The following is a 21,510-nucleotide window of genomic DNA, read 5'->3' as shown; positions in this document are numbered from 1 at the left end:
GGTGGGGGGCCGCGATCGGGCCGTCGTTCGGCGATGCGGGGCGCAGCATGGGTCGCAAGATGACTCTGATCGCTCGACGCCCGAGTATGACGCGTCGCCACCCCGTTTTGGGGTGACGCCGGCTACGTGCAGGGCGCAGGTGCGACGGCTGTCACATCGGCTTGAAACGCCAGGCGTAGGCCTGGCTCACCGCCAGGCGCTCGCCGTGGCCACGCAGCTGCAGCGTGATGCGGCCCAGGTCGTCGCGGTGGGCGCGCGCGATGGCGCTGGCGCGCACGATGCAGCCCCGGTGCACCTGCCAGAAGAGCTCGCCGTCCAGGCCTTCGGCGATCTCCTTGAGCGGCTTGCGCACGTGGGCCTCGTCGGCCGCCGTGACGACGCGGGTGTACTTCTCGTCGCTCTGGAAGAACAGCACCTCGTCGATGCCGAACATCTTGATCGTGTCGCCGACGCTGGCGCTGATCCAGCGCAGCCGCGTCGCCGCGTCGCGCTGCGCGAACTGCGTGCCCAGGCGCTGCAGCAAGGCGTCGAGTTCGGGCGCCGCGGCACGTGCCGCCAGGCGCTCGCGCAGCCGCGCCACCGTCTGCGCCAGGCGCTCGGCGACGATGGGCTTGAGCAGGTAGTCGACGGCGCCGGCGTCGAAGGCTTCGATCGCATAGCTGTCGTAGGCGGTGGTGAAGACCGCGTGGCAGCGGCCGCTGGCCGCGCGCGCCACGTCCAGGCCGCTCAGGCCCGGCATGCGGATGTCGAGGAAGGCGATGTCGGGCTGGAACTTCTCGATCGCCTCGACCGCGGCGGGGCCGTGTTCGCACTCGGCGACGATGCGCAGTTCGGGCCAGGCGGCGGCGAGCATGCGGCGCAGCTCGGCGCGCGGCAGGTCCTCGTCGTCGGCGAGCAGGGCGGTGGTCTCGGTCATGCGGGGCTCCCGGTTCAGGCGTCTTCCAGCGGCACGGTGATCGTCGCCGAGACGCCGCCGCCGGCGCGCGCCTTCAGCGTCAGCGCGGCGCGCTCGCCGTGCAGCTGTGCCAGGCGTTCTCGGATGTTGGCCAGCCCCAGCCCGGTGCCGGCGGTGGAGGCACCGAAGCCGGCGCCGTCGTCCTCGACGATCAGCGCCAGCCGGCCGTCTTCGCTGCGTTCGGCGCGCACGTCGACACGCACCGGCCCGATCTTGGGCTCGACGCCGTGTTTGACCGCGTTCTCGGCCAGCGAGATCAGCATCAGCGGCGGGCAGGGCCGCCTCAGCAGCGACTCGTCGGCCTGCACCGACCAGGCCAGCCGCGGCATGCGTGCGGCCATCAGCCCGAGGTAGGCGCGCACGATCTCGAACTGGCCGCCCACCGTGGCCTGGGCCGAGCCGTCGCTGCGCAGCCGCGGGATCGCCGCGCGCAGGTACTCGACGAGGCGGTCGATCATCTCCGCAGCACGGACCGGGTCGGTGGCGATCGCGCTGCGCACGCCGGCCAGGGTGTTGAACAGGAAGTGCGGCTCGACCTGTGCCGCCAGCACCGACAGCCGCAGCTCGGCCTCGCGCCGCTGCGCCTGCGCTTCGGCCAGCGCGCGTTCGCGCGCCAGCGCGGCCAGGCCCTCGCGTTCGCGGCGCAAGCCACGCAGCGCCAGCCCGCCGGCCAGCAGGAAGGCGACGCCGGAGCGCACGACGAAGTTGGAGATCTCGCCGGCCGGGTCGTCGGGGTCGCTGTCGTCGCGCGCCGCTCGGGGCTTGGCGGGCCCATCGTCGGGCGAGCGGATCGTCATGCCGATCATCATCACGATGCGGCGGCGCTTGCCGTTTTCGTCGACGTTGCCGGTGCGCTCGGCGACGAACTGCTTCAAGGGCTCGGAGCCCCAGGCGTGGAAGGCCTGGGTCGCGCCGACGACGGCGACGATGGCGCCGAGCAGCGCCCACCATTCGCGGCGCTCGTCCCAGCGGCGCCGGCGTACCCAGACGCCCAGCGCCGGGCCGGCCAGCGCCGGGCCGATGAGCGTGATCACGAGTTCGGCGACGCCGGGCCAGGGGCGGTCGGCCGGGCTGCCGTTGGTCAGCACCGTCAGCACCAGCACGCCGAAGACGCAGCCCAGAATCAGCGCCATGCGCCAGAGCCGGCCGCGCGCCCAGGGCGTGCTGAACACCGGCCAGCGGCGGTAGCGTGTGAACCAGCCGTGCTCGCGGCCGGTGAGTTCGGCCGGCAGCGGCTGGTCGAGCGCGGTCACGGGAAGCGTCATGGGCGCGAGCGTAGCGCCTGCCCGCAGGGCGCCGCGGCACGCGCGACGAAAGCGGCGCCGCGGGCGACGAAGGCCGTCAATCGGCGATCGTGTCGGCGCCCACCGCCGACGCCGGCTTCGGCGCCGCGCCGCGCAGGTTCAGCCAGGCGCTGGCGGCGCCGCAGGCGGCGATCACCGCCATGCCGACCCAGGCCCAGCCGTCGGGCAGGTGCCGAAAGACCAGCCAGCCGACCAGCGCCGCGGCGCCGATCTGTGTGTAGACGAAGGGCATCAGCGTCGCCGTCGGCGCCATGCCCATCGCCAGGATCAGCAGCAGGTGGCCGGCGGTGCCGAGCAGGCCGACGAAGGCGATCAGCGCCCACTGCGCGGGCGTCGCCGCGCCGAGCGCGCCGGCCACGTCCAGCGGCGCCGCGGCCAGCAGCGGCAGCAGGATCGCGGTGCCGGTGAAGCCGGTCCAGAAGTGCGTCGTGAACGGGTTCTCCAGCGCGGCCATGCGGCTGGTCAGCACCTGGAACGAGGCGTAGCAGACGGCGCCGGCGAGCGGGAACAGCACCGCCCAGCCGAAGACGCCGCTGCCCGGGCGGATGACGATCAGCGCCCCGACGAAGGCGCCGATGACCAGCAGCCAGCGCAGCCGCGAGACACGCTCGCCCAGGAACCAGCCCGCCAGCAGCGTCACCAGCACCGGCGTCAGCATGTTGATCGCGGTGAACTCGGGCACCGGCATCGCCTGCACGCCGTAGAAGCTGAAGCCGCTGGTGGCCAGCAGCAGCGCGCCGCGCAGCGCCTGGAAGCGCGGGTGCGCGCTGCGAAAGCCGTGTTTCGGGTCGACCGCCAGCCAGACCGTCATCGCCAGCGCCTGGAAGGCGTAGCGCAGCGTCAGCAGCAGCAGCACCGGCAGCGCCGCCGCGCCGAGCCAGCGCACGGTGTTGTCCATGGTCGCGAAACACGCCGCCATGACGACGACGAGCGCAATGCCCAGCCCCGGCCGCTGCCGGCGGCCTGCGCCTGGCGCCGTCATGCGCGCTGCACGCGCGCGGCCAGCGCGCCCCACACCGGCGTCAGCCGGCCGGGCAGGTCGGGCAGGGTGCCGAGGTCGACGCGGCTTTCAGCGGGCGAATGGAAGTCGCTGCCACGCGAGGCGAGCAGGCCGAACTCGAGTGCGGTGTCGGCGTACTGCAGCTGTTCGGCCGCGGTGTGGCTGCCGGTGACGACCTCGACGCCGCGGCCGCCGTGGGCGACGAACTCGCTGAACAGCGCGTATTCGGCGCTGGGCGAGAAGCGGTAGCGCGCCGGATGGGCGATGACGGCGACGCCGCCGGCCTCGGTGATCCAGCGCACCGCGTCGCCCAGCCTCGCCCAGTCGTGCGGCACGTGACCGGGTTTGCCGCTGGCCAGATAGTGGCGGAAGACCTCGTGCGTCTCGGCGAAGTGGCCGGCTTCGACCAGCCAGCGCGCGAAATGGGTGCGCGAGACCAGGTCGGGGTTGCCGACGTGGCGCAAGGCCCCTTCGAAGGCGCCGGGGATGCCGGCCGCGGCCAGCGCCTCGCCCATGCGCCGGGCGCGTTCGCGCCGGCCGCTGCGGATGCCCGCCAGGCCCGCGGCCAGCGCCGCGTTGCCGGCGTCGAAGCCCAGGCCGACGACGTGCACCGTCTCGCCGGCGAAGCTGACCGAGATCTCGCAGCCGGTGAGAAAGCCCATGCCCAGGTCCAGCGCCGTCTCGCGTGCCGCGGCCAGGCCGCCGAGTTCGTCGTGATCGGTCAGCGCCCACAGCTCCACGCCCTGGGCGTGGGCACGCTGGGCGAGCGCTTGCGGGCTCAGCGTGCCGTCGGAGACGTTGGAATGGGAATGGAGGTCGGCGTTCAGCAGGTGCACTGCGGCCGATTGTAGGAAGCGGCCCGCGGATTCACCGGTTCAGGGTCATCGTCTGCGCGCAGCGTGCCGCCAGCGCCTCGTCGTGGGTGACGACGACGAAGGCCGTGCCCTGCTCGCGCGCCAGACCCAGCATCAGGTCGAAGACCGCGGTCGCGGTGCCGCGGTCGAGGTTGCCGGTGGGTTCGTCGGCGAGCACGCAGGCCGGGCGCGTGACGAGCGCGCGTGCGATCGCCACCCGCTGGCGCTCGCCGCCGGAGAGCTGCGCCGGATGGTGCGCGACCCGGCCGGCCAGGCCGACGGCGGCCAGCACCCGCTGCGCCGCGTCGCGCGCGGCTTCCAGCGGCTCGCGGCGGATGCGCAGCGGCATCGCCACGTTGTCCAGCGCGCTGAACTCGGGCAGCAGGTGGTGGAACTGGTAGACGAAGCCGAGGTGGCGGTTGCGCCAGCGGCCCTGTTCGGCCGCGTCCATAGACGCGAAGTCGCGGCCCATCAGCGTCACCCGGCCCGAGGTCGGCGCGTCCAGCCCGCCCAGCAGGTGCAGCAGCGTGCTCTTGCCCGAGCCGGAGGCGCCGACGACGGCCAGCGTCTGGCCGCGGCGCACCTGCAGGCTGACGCCGCGCAGCACGCTGACGTCGAGCTCGCCTTCGTGGAAACGTTTGTGCAGCTCGACGGCGTCGAGCACGCGGTCGGCGTCGGTCTCATTCATAACGCAGGGCCTCGGCCGGGTTCACGCGGCTGGCGCGCCAGCTCGGGTACAGCGTCGCGACGAAGGCCAGCAGCAGCGAGACGACGGCGATCGGCAGCACGTCGGACATCATCGGCTCGCTGGGCATGCGGCTGATGACGTAGACGCTGCTGGGCAGGAAGGCCACGCCCAGCACGCGCTCCAGCGCCGGCACCAGCACGTCGATGTTGAAGGCCACCAGCAGCCCGAGCGCAACGCCGCTGGCGGTGCCGATGACGCCGGCGGTCGCGCCCTGGACGATGAAGATGCCCATGATCGACCGCGGGCTCGCGCCCAGCGTGCGCAGGATGGCGATGTCGGCGCGTTTGTCGGTCACCGTCATCACCAGCGTCGACACCAGGTTGAACGCGGCGACCGCGACGATCAGCGTCAGGATGATCGCCATCAGCCGCTTCTCGATCTGCACCGCGTCGAACCAGTTGCGGTTGGTCTGGGTCCAGTCGCGCACCACGACCGCCGGGCCCAGCGCCTGCGCCAGCTCGTCGCCTACGCCGCGTGCCTGGTGCACGTCGGCCAGCTTCAGCTGCACGCCGGTCGGGCCGCCGGTCTGGAACAGGCGCGCGGCGTCGTCCAGCGCGATCAGCACCAGGCCGCTGTCGTACTCGTAGTGCCCGGCCTCGAAGGTGCCGGTGACGGTGAACTGCTTGAGCCGCGGCACGACCCCGGCGGGCGTGAACTGGCCGCCGGGTGCGGCGATCGTGATCGAGTCGCCGACGCGCACGCCCAGCAGCCGGGCGAGCTCGACGCCGATCACCGCGTGCCACTGGCCGGGCTGCAGCGCCGCGAGTTCCTGGTCGCGCAGGCGCCGGGCGAGATCGGTGACCCCGGCCTCGGCGGCCGGGTCTATGCCGCGCACGACCGCGCCGCGCAGCACGTCGCCGCGGCCGACCAGGGTCTGGGCGGCGACGAAAGGTGCGGCGCCGACCACCTGCGGGTTGGCGCGTGCAGCCTGGGCGGTGGCCTGCCAGTCGGGCAGGGCGGCGCCGCCGGCGTCGTGGATCTCGACGGCCGAGATCACGCTCAGCATGCGGTCGCGCACCTCCTTCTGGAAGCCGTTCATCACGCTGAGCACGATGATCAGGGCCGCCACGCCGAGCGCGATGCCGAGCACCGAGATCGCGGAGATGAACGAGATGAAGCCGTTGCGTCGGCCTGCACGTCCGGCGCGCGTGTAGCGCCAGCCGACGTGCCACTCGTAGGGCAGGTTCATGGGTGGGCGATGCTAACCCGCCGCGCCGGGCGTCCCGGCGCGGGGCCGGATAATGCGCGCCGTGCACCTGATCGTTCCTTTCGCGGCGCCGCTGTCGGACGCCGGCCGCGCCGCCCTCAGCCGCCTCGAACTGCCGCGTCTGCGCGAACTGCTCGCGCGCCTGCCGGTGCGGGTGCGTGACGACGGCGACGAGACCAGCTTCAGCCCGCCGCACGAGCGCGCCCTGGCGCGTGAACTCGGCTTCGCCGGCGGCGACGGGCAGCTGCCCTGGGCCGCCTGGCATGCCGCCGGCGACGGCGTCTCGGCCGAGATCCTGGGCGACCTCGCCTGGGGCGAGCTGACGCCGGCGCACTGGCAGCTGGGCACCGAGCAGGTCAGCTTCCTCGACCCGCTGCAGCTCGAGCTCGACGCCGCCGGCTCGCACGCCTTCTTCGAAGCGGTGGCGCCGCTCTTCACCAGCGAAGGTTTCGTGCTGCGCTGGGGCGCGCCGCTGCGCTGGTACCTGGCGCACGAGAGCCTGGCCGAGCTGCGCACCGCTTCGCCCGACCGCGTCATCGGCCGCCACGTCGACGCCTGGCTGACCGAGCAGCCAGCGGTGCGCCTGGTGCGCCGGCTGCAGAACGAGGTCCAGATGCTGCTGTACACGCACCCGCTGAACGACGAACGCGAGGCGCGCGGGCTGGCGAGCGTCAACACCTTCTGGCTCAGCGGCTGCGGCCCGGCGCAGGCCGTGCGCGGCCGCATGCCGCAAGTCGACGAACGCCTGCGCACGCCGGCGCTGAACGAGGACTGGGAGGCCTGGAGCCGCGAATGGGCGGCGCTGGACGCCGGCCCGGTGGCCGAGCTGCTGGCGGCGCGGGTGCGCGGCCAGACGGTGCGGCTGACGCTGTGCGGTGAACGTGCCGGCGTCTCCTGCGAAGCCGGCGGCGCCTGGCAGGCGCTGCGTGCGCGCCTGGCGCGCCCGGCGCCGCAAGCCCTGCTGGAGACGCTGTGATCCTGCACACCCGCGACGTGCCGCCGCGCGCGGCCTTCGCGCTCGAACAGGCCGGCGTGCACCCGCTGCTGGCACGGCTGCTGGCGGCACGCGGCGTGCGCGCCGCCGACGAGCTCGACGACGGCCTGGCGCGGCTGCTGCCGCCGGCGGCGCTGCACGGCGCCGCCGAAGCCGGCCGGCTGCTGGCCGACCTGATCGCCGCAGGCGGCCGCATCTGCGTCGTCGCCGACTACGACTGCGACGGCGCCACCGCCTGCGCCGTCGCCTTGCGCGGCCTGGCGATGCTGGGTGCGGCACGCGAGAACCTGGCCTACGTCGTGCCCGACCGCGCGGTGCACGGCTACGGGCTGACGCCGGCGATCGTCGAGCTGGCCCGCGAAAAGCGCCCGGACCTGCTGCTCACCGTCGACAACGGCATCGCCAGCCTGGAGGGCGTGGCGCATGCACGGGCGCTGGGCATGTCGGTGCTGGTCACAGACCACCACCTGCCGGCGCTGCAGGCCGGCGCCGTCGTGCTGCCGGCGGCCGACGTCATCGTCAACCCCAACCAGCCGGCCTGCGGCTTCGAGAGCAAGGCGCTGGCGGGCGTGGGCGTCGTCTTCTACGTGCTGCTGGCGGCCCGTGCCGAGCTGCGCGCGCGCGGGCGTTTCGACGCCGCCAGCCAGCCGCGGCTGGACGCGCTGCTGGACCTGGTGGCACTGGGCACCGTGGCCGACGTCGTCAGGCTTGACGCCAACAACCGCCGCCTCGTCGCCCAGGGCCTGCGCCGGGTGCGCGCCGGGCGCATGCAGCCGGGTGTCGCGGCGCTGTTCGCGGCCGCGCGGCGCCAGCCCGAACGTGCCTGCGGCTTCGACTTCGGCTTCGCACTCGGGCCACGCATCAACGCCGCCGGCCGGCTGGCCGACATGACGCTGGGCATCGAATGCCTGCTGACCGACGACGCCGGCCGCGCCGCCGAGCTCGCCGCCCAGCTCGACGCGATCAACCGCGAACGCCGCGACGTCGAAGCCGGCATGCGCGAGCTTGCCGAAGCGGCGGTCGAACGTTACGGCGCCGACAGCACGCCGCCGGCAGTCGCGCTCTTCGACCCCAGCTTCCACGAAGGCGTGGTCGGCATCGTCGCCGGGCGGCTGAAGGACAGGCTGCACCGCCCGACCTTCGCCTTTGCCTGCGGCGCCGACGGCGCGCTGAAGGGTTCGGGGCGCTCGATCCCCGGTTTTCACCTGCGCGACGCGCTCGACCTCGTCGCCAAGCGCCACCCGGGGCTGCTGCTGCGTTTCGGCGGCCACGCGATGGCGGCCGGCTGCACGCTGGCGCCGGCCGGTTTCGAGACCTTCGCCCAGGCGCTGCGCCAGGTGGCCGGCGAGTGGCTGGACGCGGCGACGCTGGAGCGCCGCATCGCCGTCGACGGGCCGCTGGACCCGCAGTGGTTCGACGCCGCCACCGTCGGCCTGCTCGACGCCCAGGTCTGGGGCCAGGGTTTCGAGGCGCCGGTGTTCTGCGACGAGATGCAGGTGCTGCAGCAGCGCCTGGTCGGCGAGAAACACCTGAAGCTGCGCCTGCGCCACGGCGCCAGCGTGCGCGAGGCGATCTGGTTCGGCCACGCCGAGCCGGTGGCCGAACGCGTGCGCCTGGCCTACCGCCTGTCGTTGGACGAGTGGAACGGGCAGGCGCGCGTGCAGATGGTGGTCGAAGCCGCCGCCTGAGGGCGTATGGCCCCAGCGCGCGTGCGGCACGGCCGTGCGCGGCAGCATGCGCCGATGAACACCCGATCTCGGCGCCTGCTGCCGCTCGTCGTCGCGCTCGCCGCCGGGCTGGCCGCCAACCCTGCGCCTGCGGCCGAGACCCTGCGCCCGGTCGTCGTCGCCAGCGGCCTGGACCATCCCTGGGCCATCGCCTTCCTGCCCGACGGCCGCGCGCTGATCACGGAAAAGGTCGGCCGGCTGCGCCTGCTGCGCGCCGACGGCACGCTGTCGGCGCCGCTGGCCGGGCTGCCGGCGGTCGACGTGCGCGGCCAGTGCGGGCTGCTCGACGTCGCCGTCGACCCCGACTTCAAGCGCAACGGCCTGGTCTTCTGGACCTTCGCCGAGCCCGGCGACGGCGGCAACAGCACGGCGCTGGCGCGCGGGCGCCTGGACGGCGACAAACTGAGCGAGGTGCGCACGATCTTCCGCCAGCAGCCCAAGGTGTCGAGCTCGGCGCACTGCGGCTCGCGCATCGTCTTCCTGCGCGACGGCACGCTGGCCGTGGGCCTGGGCGACCGCTTCTCGCGTCGCGACGACGCCCAGCTGCCGGGCAACCACCTCGGCAAGTTCGTGCGCGTCGACCGCGACGGCCGGGCGCCGGCGGACAACCCGCGTGCCGCCGGCATGGCGGCCGAGGTCTGGAGCCTGGGCCACCGCAACGTGCAGGGCGCGGCGCTGCATCCGCAGACCGGCGAACTCTGGGCCGTCGAACACGGGCCGCAAGGCGGCGACGAGGTCAACGTCGTCGAACGTGGGCGCAACTACGGCTGGCCGCTGCTCACCTACGGCCGCAACTACGGCAGCGGCACGCGCATCGGCGACGAAGGCCCGCGCGCCGGCTTCGAGCAGCCGCTGAAGGTCTGGGTGCCGTCGATCGCGCCCAGCGGGCTGGCCTTCGTCGGCTCCGAGCGTTACCCCGGCTGGCAGGGCAGCCTGGTGCTGGGCGCGCTGCGCGGCGAGGCCCTGGTGCGGCTGACGCTGGACGGGCGCCGTGTCGTCGCCGAAGAGCGCCACGAACTCGGGGCGCGCATCCGCGACCTGCGCCAGGGGCCTGACGGCTGGCTCTACGCGCTCACCGACGGTGCAGACGGGCGGCTCTGGCGGCTCGAGCGCTGAGGGCAGCGGCTGTGCGGGATTGCGTCGCCGCGGCGGCGGCGAACAATCGGCCGCGCAACCGATGGAGGTCACCCATGCCCGCTGCACTGCGCGACATGCCCGACGAAGGGCTGGAACTGGTCAAGAGCTTCGAGGGCATCCCTGACGGCGACCCGCGCACCGTCAACATCGACCCCTACCTCGACCCGGTCGGCATCTGGACCATAGGCTGGGGCCATGCGATCGCCGACAGCGCCGGGCGCTGGCTGCGCGGGCCGGCGGCGGCGGCGCAGGCGCGTGCGCTCTATCCCGGCGGCATCACGAAGGCGCAGGCCGAGACCCTGCTGCGCGCTGACCTGCTCGATGCCTGCCGCGACGTGCAGGCGCTGGCGACGGTGGCGCTGGACGACGGCGCTTTCGGCGCCCTGGTCAGCTTCTGCTTCAACCTCGGAGCTGGTGCGCTGCAGAAGTCCACGCTGCTGAAGAAGCTCAACGCCGGCGACGCCGCCGCTGCGGCCGATCAGTTCCTGGTCTGGGACAAGGCCCGCGTCGACGGCGTGCTGCAGCCGCTGCCGGGGCTGACGCGCCGGCGCCGGGCCGAACGTGCGCTCTTCCTCGGCCAGGACTGGCGCGCCGCCGCCGGCCTGCGCGCGGCTCGCGGCGCGGTCGTGCTGGCGCCGCCACGGCCCGACGAGGGGCGCTCGATCCTGCGCCGCGTCGAACGCGAGCAGGAGGTGGCGAAGCGCCCGCCGCGCAAGACCGCCGCCAAGGCGCGCGCCGCGGTGCTGCCGACGAGCGACCCGCTGGGCCTGCAGCTGCCGGCCACGCCGCGGCGCACCCGCGCCGGCAAACGAAAGCAGACGACGCCGGCCTGATCAGGCCACGCGCCCGAACCACCACAGCGACAGCGCCGACGCCACCAGCGCCAGCAGCGCGCCCAGCCCGGCGAACAGCGCCGTGACCTCGGTCTCCTTGCGCTCGACCACCATGCGTGCGCTCAGGCGCTCGTAGACCTTCTTCAGGTCTTCGGCGGTGCCGGCGTAGAAATACTCGCCCAGCGTCATCTGCGCGATCTGGCGCAGCGTGTCCTCGTCCAGCCGCACCCGCATCGACCAGCCTTCGAAGCCGATGATCTCGCCCTGGGTGGTGCCGACGCCGACCGTGTAGACGCGGATGCCGCGGTCGGCGGCCATCTTCGCTGCGTCTATCGGGTCGGGGCCGGTGGTGCGCTGGCCGTCGGTCAGCAGGATCATCGCCGCCGAGCCGTAGGAGCCGGGGGCCACCGGGCTGAAGTCCTTGGGTTTGTCGGGATCGCCCAGCATGCGCGGCATCGGGCGCTGTCCGGTCACCTGCTGGATGTCGATGCCGGCCTGCGGGAACAGCGTCGCCAGCGACAGCACGATGCCGCTGCCGATGGCGGTGCCGCGCTGCAGCTGGAAACGTTCGATCGCAGCGAAGACGTCGTCGCGGCTGGTGGTCGGCGCCTGCACCACGGCCGCGGTGCCGGCGAACGAGACCACGCCGACGCGCACCTCGCGCGGCAGCGAGGCGACGAAGGCACGCGCCGCCTCCTGCGCCGCGACCAGGCGGTTGGGCTTGACGTCCTCGGCGCGCATGCTGCCGGAGACGTCCATCGCCAGGATGATGGTGCGTTCGGCCAGCGGCAGCGTCAGCGTCGCCGTCGGCCGTGCCAGCGCCAGCAGCAGCGCGGCCAGCGCCAGCAGCATCAGCGCCGGCGGCAGGTGGCGGCGCCAGCCCGGGCCGCGGCCCAGCGCCTGGCGTGCGATCGCGATGCTGGCCAGGCGCACGGTCGCACGCCGCCGCCGGCGCAGCAGCCACAGGTAGAGCAGCACCAGCAGCGGCAGCAGCACCAGCGCCGCCAGCATCTGCGGCCAGATGAAGCTCATGCCGCGGCCCCCAGCGGCTCGGCGCGTTCGCGCAGGTGTGCCGGCAGCCGCGGCGAGGCCTTCAGGCGCGCGCGCTGGCGCCGCAGGTCGGCAAAACGCAGCAGCGCGTCCAGCAGGTCCTCGTCGGTGGCGAGTTCGAGCACGTCGGCGCCCGACTCGGCGAGCGCGGCGCGCAAGCTGTTCTCCTCGGCTTCGGCGATCGCGGCATAGCGCGCGCGGAAGGCCGGGTCGGCGGCGTCGACCAGCAGCTGCTCGCCGGTCTCGGCGTCTTCGACCGTGACCAGGCCGACGTCGGGCAGCGCCATCTCCGCCGGGTCGAGCACACGCACCGCGATCAGCTCGTGGCGCCGCGCCAGGCGCGCCAGCGAAGGCGCCCAGCCCGGCGTCGAGATGAAGTCGGAGACGACGAAGACCAGCGAGCGCCGCCGGATGATGCCGGCCGCGGCGTCCAGCAGTTCGGCCAGCGCCGTCGGTGTCGCGGCCACGGGCGGCTGCGCCGGCGGCTGCATGCGGCGCAGCAGTTCCAGCACCTGCAGCCGCGTCGCCGAGGGCTGCAGCACGTGGTCGACGCGGCGGCCGTAGAAGAGGGCGCCGACGCGGTTGCCGTGGCGCGTGACGATGCGCGCCAGCGCCCCGGCGAAGGCCTGCGAGACCTCGCGCTTGCTGCGTTCGCCCGAGCCGAAGTCCACGCTCGGCGACAGGTCCAGCAGGAACCAGGCCGTCAGGTCGCGGTCCTCGACGAACTGGCGCACATAGGGCTGCTGCAGGCGTGCGGTGACGTTCCAGTCGATGTGGCGCACGTCGTCGAAGAGCTGGTATTCGCGCAGGTCGGCGAGGTCGACGCCGCCGCCGCGCAGCAGCGTGCGGTAGTCGCCCTGCAGCAGGCCGTCCAGCCGCCGCAGCACCGTCCACTCGAGACGGCGCAGCAGGTGCTCGGGCGACTCAGGCACCGGCGCTCCCGTCGAAACGCCCGGCCGCCAGCGGCTTGTCGGGCGGCGCGATGCGCTTCATCACACGCTGCACGATGGCGTCGGCGCTGACACCTTCGGCCAGCGCCTCGTAGCTCAGCACCAGGCGGTGGCGCATGACGTCGGCCACCATGCCGGCGACGTCCTCGGGCAGCGCGTAACGCCGGCCGGCCAGCAGCGCCAGCGCGCGTGCGCCTTCGATCATGCCGATGGTCGCGCGCGGGCTGGCGCCGTAGGTCAGCAGCCGGGCGAGGTCGGGCAGTTCGTAGCGTGCCGGCGTGCGTGTCGCCGCCACCAGCTTGACCGCGTACTGGATCAGCGAGGGGTCGACGTAGACCTCGCGGCACTCGCGCTGCAGCGCCGCCAGCGCGAAGGTGTCGGCCACCGCGTCGATCTCGACCGCCGGGCCCGTGACACGCTGGGCGATGACGAACTCTTCTTCCTCGCTCGGGTAGTCGACCAGCACCTTCATCATGAAGCGGTCGACCTGGGCCTCGGGCAGCGGGTAGGTGCCTTCGGTCTCGATCGGGTTCTGCGTCGCCATCACGACGAAGGGGTCGGGCACGCGGTGGGTCTCGCCGGCGATCGTCACCTGGCGCTCCTGCATCACCTCCAGCAGCGCGCTCTGCACCTTGGCCGGGGCGCGGTTGATCTCGTCGGCCAGCACCAGGTTGGCGAACACCGGGCCGAGCGCGGTCGAGAACTCGCCGGTCTTCTGGTTGTAGATGCGCGTGCCGATCAGGTCCGAGGGCACGAGGTCGGGCGTGAACTGGATGCGCTTGAAGCTGCCGCGTACGGCGCGCGCCAGCGTCTTCACGGTCAGCGTCTTGGCCAGCCCGGGCACGCCTTCGACCAGCAGGTGGCCCTGGGCCAGCAGCGCGACCAGCACACGCTCGAGGAAACGGTCCTGGCCGACGACGACACGTTTGACTTCGTACAGCAGGCGCTCCATCAGCGCGGGGGTGTTTTCGGTCATCGACGACAAGTGTCTCTCCGGTGGCGGCGCATCAGAACGGCGGCATGCCGGCCGCGGCGGCGGCATTTTCGATCGGCACGGCAAAGCCGATGCCGACGAAGGTGCGTTCTTCCGACGGGTTGAGGATGGCGGTGACGATGCCGACGACCTGGCCGTCCATCGTCACCAGCGGGCCGCCGGAGTTGCCGGGGTTGGCGGCGGCGTCGAACTGGATCAGGTTGGTCAGCGTGCGTTTGCCTGCTTCCGAACGGAACTCGCGGTTCAGCCCGGATACGACGCCGTAGCTCACCGACGGCCCGATGCCGAAGGGGTGGCCGACGGCGATGACGTGGTCGCCGGGCCGCAGGTCGCCGGTGCTGCGCATCGTCGCCGCGGCCAGGTCGTCGGGGATGTGGTCGGCACGCAGCACCGCCAGGTCGTTCTCGGCCTGGACGCCGACCAGGCGCGCATTCGACTCGGTGCCGTCGGCGAAGATCACGCGCACCTTGTGCGCGCCCCAGACCACGTGCAGGTTGGTGAGGATGGTGCCGTTGTCGATGACGACGACGCCGGTGCCCAGACTGCGCTGCATCGCGCGCGCCTCGTCGCTGGCGGCGCGACCGTCGTCGTGTTCGTCCATCAGGCCGATGACGCGCACGACCGAGGCCTCGACCGCAGCGTAGGCCTTGGCCGCGGCCGAGGGCAGGGGTTCCTTCTCGAGCGAGGCGCGCACCGCGGCGTCGATGTCGGCCTGGGTCAGCGCGTGCCCGGGGCGCAGCGGGCCCAGGGCCAGCAGCAGCGCGGTGGCGATGACGGCGCCGCCGGCGGCCCACAGCGGGGCCTGCGGCAGGCGCTGCCTGCGGCGGGGCGGCGCTGCGGCCGCGCCGGGCGCCGCTGGCGGCGGGGCTTCGGCCGGTGGCGGCTGGGTGGCGTCGGCGGGCCGGCGCGAACGGCTGTAAAGCGGTGCCTTCTTCATCGTCCTCGGCTCCTGCACCCGGCAGCCTTCGCTGACGGTATCACGTCGGCCCGGCGGCCACACCCGGGATCACGGCATCATCGCGCCATGTGGCTGGACACGCATTGCCATCTCGACGCTGCGGAATTCGACGCCGACCGCGACGCCGTCGTCGCCCGGGCGCGGGCCGCCGGCGTCGGCCTGCAGGTGCTGCCGGCGGTGGAAGTTGGCAACTTCGATGCGGTGCGCGAACTCGCCCACCAGCACCGGCTGGCCTACGCACTGGGCATCCATCCGCTCTACACCGGGCGCGCCGCCGACGATGACCTGGAGCGCCTGCACGATGAACTCGACCGCCGGCGCGACGACCCGCGGCTGGTGGCGGTCGGCGAGATCGGCATCGACCAGTTCGTGCCCGGCCTCGACCTGGAGCGCCAGCGCCGCTTCTACCTGGCGCAGCTGGCGCTGGCGCGCGACTTCGGCCTGCCGGTGCTGCTGCACGTGCGGCGCTCGGCCGACCTGCTGCTGCACGGGCTGCGGCGCATCGAGACGCCCGGCGGCATTGCGCACGCCTTCAACGGCAGCGACGCGCAGGCGGCGCAGTTCGTCGCGCTCGGGCTGCGCCTGGGTTTCGGCGGCGCGATGAGCTTCGAGCGTGCGCTGCAGATCCGGCGCCTGGCCACGACCCTGCCCGAACACGTGCCGGTGCTGGAGACCGACGCGCCCGACATCCCGCCGCACTGGCTCTACCGCAGCGCCGCCGAACGTGCCGCTGGCGCCGCGTCCACCCGCAACGAGCCGGCCGAACTGCCGCGCATCGCGCTCGAGCTGGCGGCGCTGCGTGGCTGGACGCCGGAGCACACCGCGGCACAGACGACCGCCAACGCCATCGCGGCGCTGCCGCGGCTGGCGCCGCTGGTCGCGGCGCACGGCCGGTGAACACGCGCCTCGTCGGTCTGGCGCCGGTGGCCGACGCGCGCACCCGGCTGGTCGTGCTCGGCAGCTTCCCGAGCGTGGCCTCGCTTGCCGCCGGCCAGTACTACGCCCACCCGCGCAACCACTTCTGGCCCATCCTGTCCGCCCTCTGGGGCGTGGACCTGCGCGCGCTGCCATACCCCGAGCGCCTGGACGAGGTGCGCCGCCGCGGCCTGGGCATCTGGGACGTCTACGCCGCCTGCCGGCGCGAAGGCAGCCTGGACACGGCGATCGAAGACGCCGAACTCAACGACTTCGCCGCGTTGCGGCGGCTGGCACCACAACTGCACGCGGTGGCGCACAACGGCGGCGAGTCGGCGCGTGCGATGCGCCGGCTGCAGGCGCTGGGTCTGGCGACGCTGCGCCTGCCGTCCACCAGCCCGGCCAACGCGAGCTGGAGCTTCGAGCGCAAGCTCGCCGCCTGGCGCGAGGTCTTCGCCGCCCACGCTCTGCTCTGACACCAGCCCCGGCGCCGTGGTGGCGGCGACAATCGATCGATCCGATACATGGGGGCAGGGAGGCCTGGGTGTTGGCTAAATGGATCAGAAGAGCGCTGCTGGCGGCAGCCTGGCTGACCGCCGCCGCGGCCGCGGCCGCTCCGGCCGGTGTCGAACGTGCGGCCGAACCGCGCTGGGTGCAGCCGCTGGCCCTGGACGGCCTGGACGATGGGCTGCAGCCGGCGCCGCTGCAGGTGCTGCTGGTCGACCGCCAGACCCGCCTCGGCGCGGCCGGCACGGCCAGCCAGCGCTACCACCGCACGGTGCGCCAGGTGCGTGACGCTGCCGGGCTGGAGAGCGCGGCCCAGTTCGAGATCGAGTTCGACCCGGGTTACGAGCGCCTGGTGCTGCACCGGCTGGATCTGCTGCGCGGCAAGTCGCGGCTGGACAAGCTGGATCTGCGCCGCGTGCGCGTGCTGCAGCGCGAGACCGGGCTCGAGCAGCGCCGGCTCGACGGCCGCAGCACGGCCTCGATCGTGCTGGACGACGTGCGTGTCGGTGACCGCATCGAGATCGCCTACACGATCACCGGCGACAACCCGGTGTTCGGCGGCCGCTTCGTCGAGCTCGACTGGAGCCAGCAGGCACGCGGCCCGACCGGGCTGTACCGCTACCGGCTGCTGGCGCCGCCGCAGCGCACGATCCACCACCGCGCCGGTGCCGCCGAGCTGCAGGCCGCCGGCAGCGCCGGGGGCCTGCAGGCGACCGAGTTCCGCCGCCGCCGGGTGCCGCAGTTCGTCGGCGACGCCTACGCACCCTACGAGGCCTACATCGACGAGCAGCTGCAGCTCAGCGAGTTCGCCGACTGGGCCGACGTCGCGCGCTGGGCCGAGGGCCTGTTCCGAAGCGCGACCCGGCCCACGCCCGAGGTCGCGGCGCAGGCGGCGGCGCTGCGCGGCGGCGAACGCGACGCCCAGCTGCTGGCGCTGCTCGACTTCGTCCAGACCCAGGTGCGTTACTTTGGCACCGAGATCGGTGCCAGCTCGCACCAGCCGGCGCCGGCGGCGCAGGTGCTGGCGCAGCGTTATGGCGACTGCAAGGACAAGGTGGCGCTGCTGGCCGCGCTGGCCGAGGCCGCCGGCGTGCAGGCGACGCCGGTGCTGGTGTCCAACGGGCTGCGCCGCGACGTCCATAAGATGCTGCCCAGCCCGCTCGCCTTCGACCATGCGATCGCGGTGCTGGACCTGGGGGACCGCAAGCTGTGGGTGGACGCCACGCGTTCGATGCAGACCGGCACGCTCGACGAGCGCCAGGTGCGCGGGCTGGGCTGGGGCCTGCGGGCCCGCTCCGGCGCCGCGCTGGAGGCGCTGCCGGGCCAAGAGGGCGTGCTGCAGGCCGAGGCCGAGGACACGATCAGCTTCACCCGGCTGTCCGAGCCCGCGGTCTTCGAGGCGGTGCAGACCTACCACGGCGACCTGGCCGAAGGCGTGCGCGCCAACCTCGCGGCGCGCGGCGCAGAGGAGTTCGCGCGCGACCTGCGCTCCGACCACCTGCGCCTGTACCCGGGGCTGGTGCCCGACGGTGCGCTCGAAATCGGCGACGTGCCGCAGCGCAACGCCCTGCGCCTGGTGCAGCGCTACAAGCTGGCGCCGCCCTGGCGCTTCGCCGAGCAGCGGCTGTTCGTCGCCGACTACGGCCTGCCGCTGCCGATGTCGGTGCTGCGCCTGCCCGACACCTCCGACCGCAGCCGCGCCCTGCGCCTGTCCTACCCGGGCATCTACCGCCAGACGGTGGAGTTCCGCTACGCCGAGGACGTGCTGCCGCGCTCGGCTTCTTCGTCGGCCGACGAATCGGCGCCGGCCTTCCGGCTGCACCTGCGGGCCGACACCGCGCCGCGCTCGCAGCGTGTCGAGGCCGAACTCGAGATGCTGCAGGACCGCGTCGCCGCCGCCGACTTTCCGGCCTATCGTGAGAAGTTGACGCGTGTCTTCCCGCGCCTGGCGGGCGTGATGCAGCTGCCGCCGATCGCGCCGGCGCAGCTCGACACCCTGCGCCAGCGTTTCGCCGCGCTCGACACCGACTTGCGTGCCGGCCGGGTGCGCGCCGTGACACAGGTTCAGCGCGACGCGCTGATGCAGCGTCAGGTGCTCGCACTCGTGCTCGACTCCGACCGCCTGACGCCGGCGCTGCGGGTGCAGACGCTGACCGCGCGTGCGGTGGTACTGGACCACCTGGGGCGGCTCGACGATGCGCGCCAGGACCTGGCCGCCGCGTTCGAGCTGAACCCCGCAGCCGGTCCCACCCATGTCGTGGCCGCCGTCAACGCGTCGCTGCGCGGGGCCCAGGACGAGGCCCGCCGGCACGCCGAGGAGGCCTTGCGCCTGACCCCGGACGACGGCGAGATGCGGCAGACGCTGGCGCGCATCGACTACCTGAGCGGTGACGCCGCCGCCGCACGCGACGCGCTCCAGGCGGTGCTGCGGAACCGCGCCGAACGCGACGGCGGTTATGCCGGCATCTGGCTGTATCTGGCGACACGCCGCGCCGGCGGCGACGGCGTGGCCGCGCTGCGCCAGGCCTGGCCGACGGCGGCCAGACCGGCCTGGCCGCACCCGGTGGCGCGCTGGCTCGCCGGCGACATTGCTTTCGACGCCGCGCTCGCCGCCACGCGCGAGGGCGGCAGTGCCGACCCGGGGCGCGAATGCGAGCTGCAGTTCTTCGCCGGCCAGAAGGCACTGCTCGACGGCGACCGCGCCGCCGCGCGCCGCCACTTCCGCCGCAGCGTCGACACCGGCGTCACCGAGTTCGTCGAGTACGGCCTGGCCCGTCTCGAACTGCAGCGCCTGAACGACTGACAAGACTGGCCGATGACCCGTTCCCAAACTTCCGAACTGCCCGAAGCGACGATCAGCGAATCCGACGGCGTGCGCTTCCTGCATCTGGGCTCGATCTGGGTGCAGGGCGCGATGCGCATCCGCAAGCCCCAGGTCGTCGAGCTCGAATACGTGCAGCGCATGCTCGCCAGCCTGCTGTGGCTGCCCACCGACGCGCTCGGCCGCGGCCGGGCGCTGCAGCTGGGCCTGGGCGCGGCGGCGATCACGCGCTTCACGCACAAGGCGCTGCGCATGCCGACCACGGTGGTCGAGCTCAACCCGCAGGTCGTCGAAGTCTGCCGTCACTGGTTCCACCTGCCGGCCGAGGCCGACGTCGTGATCGCCGATGCCGGCGCCTGGCTGGCCGAACGTGCCGAGCCGCAGAGCGTGCAGCTGCTGCACGTCGACCTCTACGACCACGAGGCCGCGGCGCCGGTGCTCGACGACGAGGGCTTCTACGCCGGCTGCCGCGCGGTGCTGGAGGACGGCGGCCTGATGAGCGTGAATCTTTTCGGCCGCGACTCGAGTTTCGAGCGCAGCATCGCACGCATCGCTGCGGTCTTCGGCGCCGATCAGGTCTGGAGCCTGCGGCCGACGAAGGAGGGCAACACCGTCGTCGTCGCCGGCCGTCATGTGGCGATGCCGGAGCGCAACGTGCTCGCCGACCGCGCCGCTACGATCGAGCAGCGCTTCGGCGCCTACGGCCTGCCGGCGCGCAAGTGGCTGCGCATGCTGCGGCCCTATGCCGGGCCCCAACCCGCTTGAAGAGGCACGATGAAATCGAAGACGGCACGCGGACGGCTGGACTGGCGGCAACTGCTGGACTGGCTGCGTGACGACGGCTGGATCACCGCGGGCGACGCCGAACGTGTCACGCGGCGTTTCGGCGCCGGCGCCTCCAGCCTGCACGCGCTGGTGCGACTGGGCGGCGCGGGGCTGGTGCGCGCCGGCCGCGGCGAGGCGCTGGACACCGAGGCGCTGACCGGCTGGCTCGCCGGCCGCGCCGGGCTGCCTTATCTGCGCATCGACCCGCTGCGTGTCGACGTCGGCCGCGTCGCCGACGTGATGAGCGTGCACTACGCCGAGAGCCGGCGTGCGCTGCCCGTGGCGGTGTCGCCGACCGAGGTCACGGTGGCCACCGCCGAGCCCTTCGACGTCGACTGGGTGAGCGAGATCGAGGCCCACACCCGGCGCACGCTGCGCCTGGTGGTCGCCAACCCCGAGGACGTGCGCCGCTACACGACCGAGTTCTACGCCTTGGCCAAGTCGGTGCGCGCGGCGCAGAAGAGCGGCGAGGTCTCGGCGGTGGCGAGCTTCGAGCAGCTGGTCGAGCTCGGCCGCGCCAAGGGCACGCTGGACGCCAACGACCAGGGCGTGGTGCAGGTCGTCGACTGGCTCTGGCAGTACGCCTTCGACCAGCGCGCCAGCGACATCCACCTAGAGCCGCGGCGCGACATGGGCGCGATCCGCTTTCGCATCGACGGCGTGCTGCACACCGTCTACCAGGTGCCGCTGACGGTGATGAACGCGATGGTCGCGCGCATCAAGCTGCTCGGCCGCATGGACGTCGTCGAGCGCCGCCGGCCGCTGGACGGGCGCATCAAGACCGTGCGCCCCGACAGCGCCGGCCGCGGCGGCGAGGTCGAGATGCGGCTGTCGACCATGCCCACGGCCTTCGGCGAAAAGCTGGTGATGCGCATCTTCGACCCCGAGACCGTGGTCAAGGGCGTCGAGGCCCTGGGTTTCGGTGCCGCCGAGGCCAAGGCCTGGCAGGCGCTGACCGGGCGCGCGCACGGCATCATCCTCGTCACCGGCCCCACCGGCAGCGGCAAGACGACGACGCTGTACGCGACGCTGAAGTCGCTGGCCAACGAAGAAGTCAACGTCTGCACCATCGAGGACCCGATCGAGATGATCGAGACCTCGTTCAACCAGACCCAGGTGCAGCAGTCCATCGACATGGGCTTCGCCGAGGGGCTGCGCGCGCTGATGCGCCAGGACCCGGACATCATCATGGTCGGCGAGATCCGCGACCTGGCCACGGCCGAGATGGCGATCCAGGCCGCGCTCACCGGCCACCTGGTTTTCAGCACGCTGCACACCAACGACGCCGCGAGCGCCATCACGCGCCTGGTCGACCTGGGCGTGCCGCCCTACCTGATCTCGGCCACCGTCATCGGCGTGCTCGCGCAGCGCCTGACGCGCACGCTGTGTCCGGCCTGCAAGCAGCCCGACGAATCGAGCACGCGCGAGACGCTGGAGGCACTGGTCAAGCCCTGGCGGCTGTCGGGCGGCATCCGCGCTTACAAGCCGGTGGGCTGCCTGGAGTGCCGCCACACCGGCTACCGCGGCCGCGCCGGGCTCTATGAGTTGCTGGTGCTGAGCGAAGCCGCGCGCACGCATGTGCACCCGACGCTGGACGCCGACGCGCTGCGCCGCCAGGGCATCCAGGACGGCATGCGGCCGCTGCGATTGGCCGGGGCGATGAAGGTCGCCGAGGGCGTGACGACGATCGAGGAAGTGCTGCGCAGCACGCCGTCGCTGCAGTAGGCCGGC

Annotated in this window: 19 protein-coding genes; 9 read left to right on the top strand and 10 right to left on the bottom strand. The window is 73.3% G+C overall.

Translation table 11 applies throughout. The annotated features are described in order from the left end of the window. Positions 1-151: 151 nt before the first annotated feature. The 6 genes from CKO43_RS11215 to CKO43_RS11190 form a co-directional block, all read right to left on the bottom strand. Positions 152-916, bottom strand: a complete 765-nt coding sequence (locus CKO43_RS11215) for a LytR/AlgR family response regulator transcription factor (RefSeq protein WP_200231731.1) — start codon at positions 914-916, stop codon at positions 152-154. 14 nt (positions 917-930) lie between these two features. Next, positions 931-2,220, bottom strand: coding sequence for a sensor histidine kinase (locus CKO43_RS11210; RefSeq protein WP_200378689.1), 1,290 nt, complete (start codon positions 2,218-2,220; stop codon positions 931-933). 76 nt (positions 2,221-2,296) lie between these two features. After that, positions 2,297-3,241 (bottom strand): DMT family transporter, encoded by a 945-nt coding sequence (locus CKO43_RS11205; RefSeq protein WP_200231729.1) that lies wholly within the window; start codon positions 3,239-3,241, stop codon positions 2,297-2,299. Then, complete coding sequence (locus CKO43_RS11200; protein ID WP_200231728.1) at positions 3,238-4,095, bottom strand: 3',5'-nucleoside bisphosphate phosphatase; 858 nt, start codon at positions 4,093-4,095, stop codon at positions 3,238-3,240. Before CKO43_RS11200 ends, CKO43_RS11205 begins: the two co-directional genes overlap by 4 nt. Positions 4,096-4,126: 31 nt before the next feature. Continuing rightward, complete coding sequence (locus CKO43_RS11195; RefSeq protein WP_200378688.1) at positions 4,127-4,801, bottom strand: ABC transporter ATP-binding protein; 675 nt, start codon at positions 4,799-4,801, stop codon at positions 4,127-4,129. Then, on the bottom strand, positions 4,794-6,050 hold the full coding sequence (locus tag CKO43_RS11190; protein ID WP_200378687.1) for a lipoprotein-releasing ABC transporter permease subunit: 1,257 nt from the start codon (positions 6,048-6,050) through the stop codon (positions 4,794-4,796). Before CKO43_RS11190 ends, CKO43_RS11195 begins: the two co-directional genes overlap by 8 nt. A 52-nt stretch (positions 6,051-6,102) precedes the next feature. Here CKO43_RS11190 and CKO43_RS11185 point away from each other — a divergent pair, with 52 nt between their 5' ends. From CKO43_RS11185 to CKO43_RS11170, 4 genes are all read left to right on the top strand, one after another. Beyond that, entirely contained in the window at positions 6,103-7,044 is a 942-nt protein-coding gene (locus CKO43_RS11185; protein WP_200231725.1) for a hypothetical protein, read from the top strand. Next, positions 7,041-8,750 (top strand): single-stranded-DNA-specific exonuclease RecJ, encoded by a 1,710-nt coding sequence (gene recJ / locus CKO43_RS11180; RefSeq protein ID WP_200231724.1) that lies wholly within the window; start codon positions 7,041-7,043, stop codon positions 8,748-8,750. Before CKO43_RS11185 ends, recJ begins: the two co-directional genes overlap by 4 nt. A 54-nt stretch (positions 8,751-8,804) precedes the next feature. Then, positions 8,805-9,905: a PQQ-dependent sugar dehydrogenase gene (locus CKO43_RS11175; RefSeq protein ID WP_200378686.1), complete on the top strand. Its 1,101-nt coding sequence runs from the start codon at positions 8,805-8,807 to the stop codon at positions 9,903-9,905. Positions 9,906-9,979: 74 nt separating this feature from the next. Further along, positions 9,980-10,759: a lysozyme gene (locus CKO43_RS11170; RefSeq protein WP_200231722.1), complete on the top strand. Its 780-nt coding sequence runs from the start codon at positions 9,980-9,982 to the stop codon at positions 10,757-10,759. Here the strand turns inward: CKO43_RS11170 and CKO43_RS11165 are convergent, their stop codons facing one another. Genes CKO43_RS11165 through CKO43_RS11150 form a run of 4 tightly spaced genes read right to left on the bottom strand, consistent with a single transcriptional unit; the run spans position 10,760 to position 14,690 of the window. Beyond that, the gene (locus tag CKO43_RS11165; protein ID WP_200231721.1) at positions 10,760-11,791 is read right to left on the bottom strand and encodes a VWA domain-containing protein; all 1,032 of its coding nucleotides are present in this window, start codon (positions 11,789-11,791) and stop codon (positions 10,760-10,762) included. Beyond that, positions 11,788-12,741 carry a DUF58 domain-containing protein gene (locus CKO43_RS11160; RefSeq protein WP_200231720.1) on the bottom strand — a complete coding sequence of 318 codons (954 nt, stop codon included), beginning with the start codon at positions 12,739-12,741 and terminating at the stop codon, positions 11,788-11,790. Before CKO43_RS11160 ends, CKO43_RS11165 begins: the two co-directional genes overlap by 4 nt. Continuing rightward, on the bottom strand, positions 12,734-13,735 hold the full coding sequence (locus CKO43_RS11155; RefSeq protein ID WP_242478142.1) for an AAA family ATPase: 1,002 nt from the start codon (positions 13,733-13,735) through the stop codon (positions 12,734-12,736). Before CKO43_RS11155 ends, CKO43_RS11160 begins: the two co-directional genes overlap by 8 nt. Before the next feature lie 31 nt (positions 13,736-13,766). Further along, entirely contained in the window at positions 13,767-14,690 is a 924-nt protein-coding gene (locus CKO43_RS11150; RefSeq protein WP_200378685.1) for a S1C family serine protease, read from the bottom strand. 87 nt (positions 14,691-14,777) lie between these two features. Here CKO43_RS11150 and CKO43_RS11145 point away from each other — a divergent pair, with 87 nt between their 5' ends. From CKO43_RS11145 to CKO43_RS11125, 5 genes are all read left to right on the top strand, one after another. Beyond that, a complete protein-coding gene (locus CKO43_RS11145) occupies positions 14,778-15,608 on the top strand; it encodes a TatD family hydrolase (RefSeq protein ID WP_200378684.1) in 831 nt (276 codons plus the stop codon). Continuing rightward, positions 15,605-16,102, top strand: a complete 498-nt coding sequence (locus CKO43_RS11140; protein WP_200378683.1) for a DNA-deoxyinosine glycosylase — start codon at positions 15,605-15,607, stop codon at positions 16,100-16,102. Before CKO43_RS11145 ends, CKO43_RS11140 begins: the two co-directional genes overlap by 4 nt. A 71-nt stretch (positions 16,103-16,173) precedes the next feature. After that, on the top strand, positions 16,174-18,936 hold the full coding sequence (locus tag CKO43_RS11135; protein WP_207184983.1) for a DUF3857 domain-containing protein: 2,763 nt from the start codon (positions 16,174-16,176) through the stop codon (positions 18,934-18,936). A 12-nt stretch (positions 18,937-18,948) separates the two neighbouring features. Continuing rightward, positions 18,949-19,719: a class I SAM-dependent methyltransferase gene (locus CKO43_RS11130; RefSeq protein WP_200378681.1), complete on the top strand. Its 771-nt coding sequence runs from the start codon at positions 18,949-18,951 to the stop codon at positions 19,717-19,719. 9 nt (positions 19,720-19,728) lie between these two features. Beyond that, on the top strand, positions 19,729-21,504 hold the full coding sequence (locus tag CKO43_RS11125) for a GspE/PulE family protein (RefSeq protein WP_200231715.1): 1,776 nt from the start codon (positions 19,729-19,731) through the stop codon (positions 21,502-21,504). The last annotated feature ends 6 nt before the right edge of the window (positions 21,505-21,510 follow it).

Source organism: Rubrivivax gelatinosus (assembly GCF_016583785.1).
GTDB lineage: Bacteria > Pseudomonadota > Gammaproteobacteria > Burkholderiales > Burkholderiaceae_C > Rubrivivax > Rubrivivax gelatinosus_B.
This window is presented reverse-complemented; position numbering and strand designations above follow the sequence as displayed.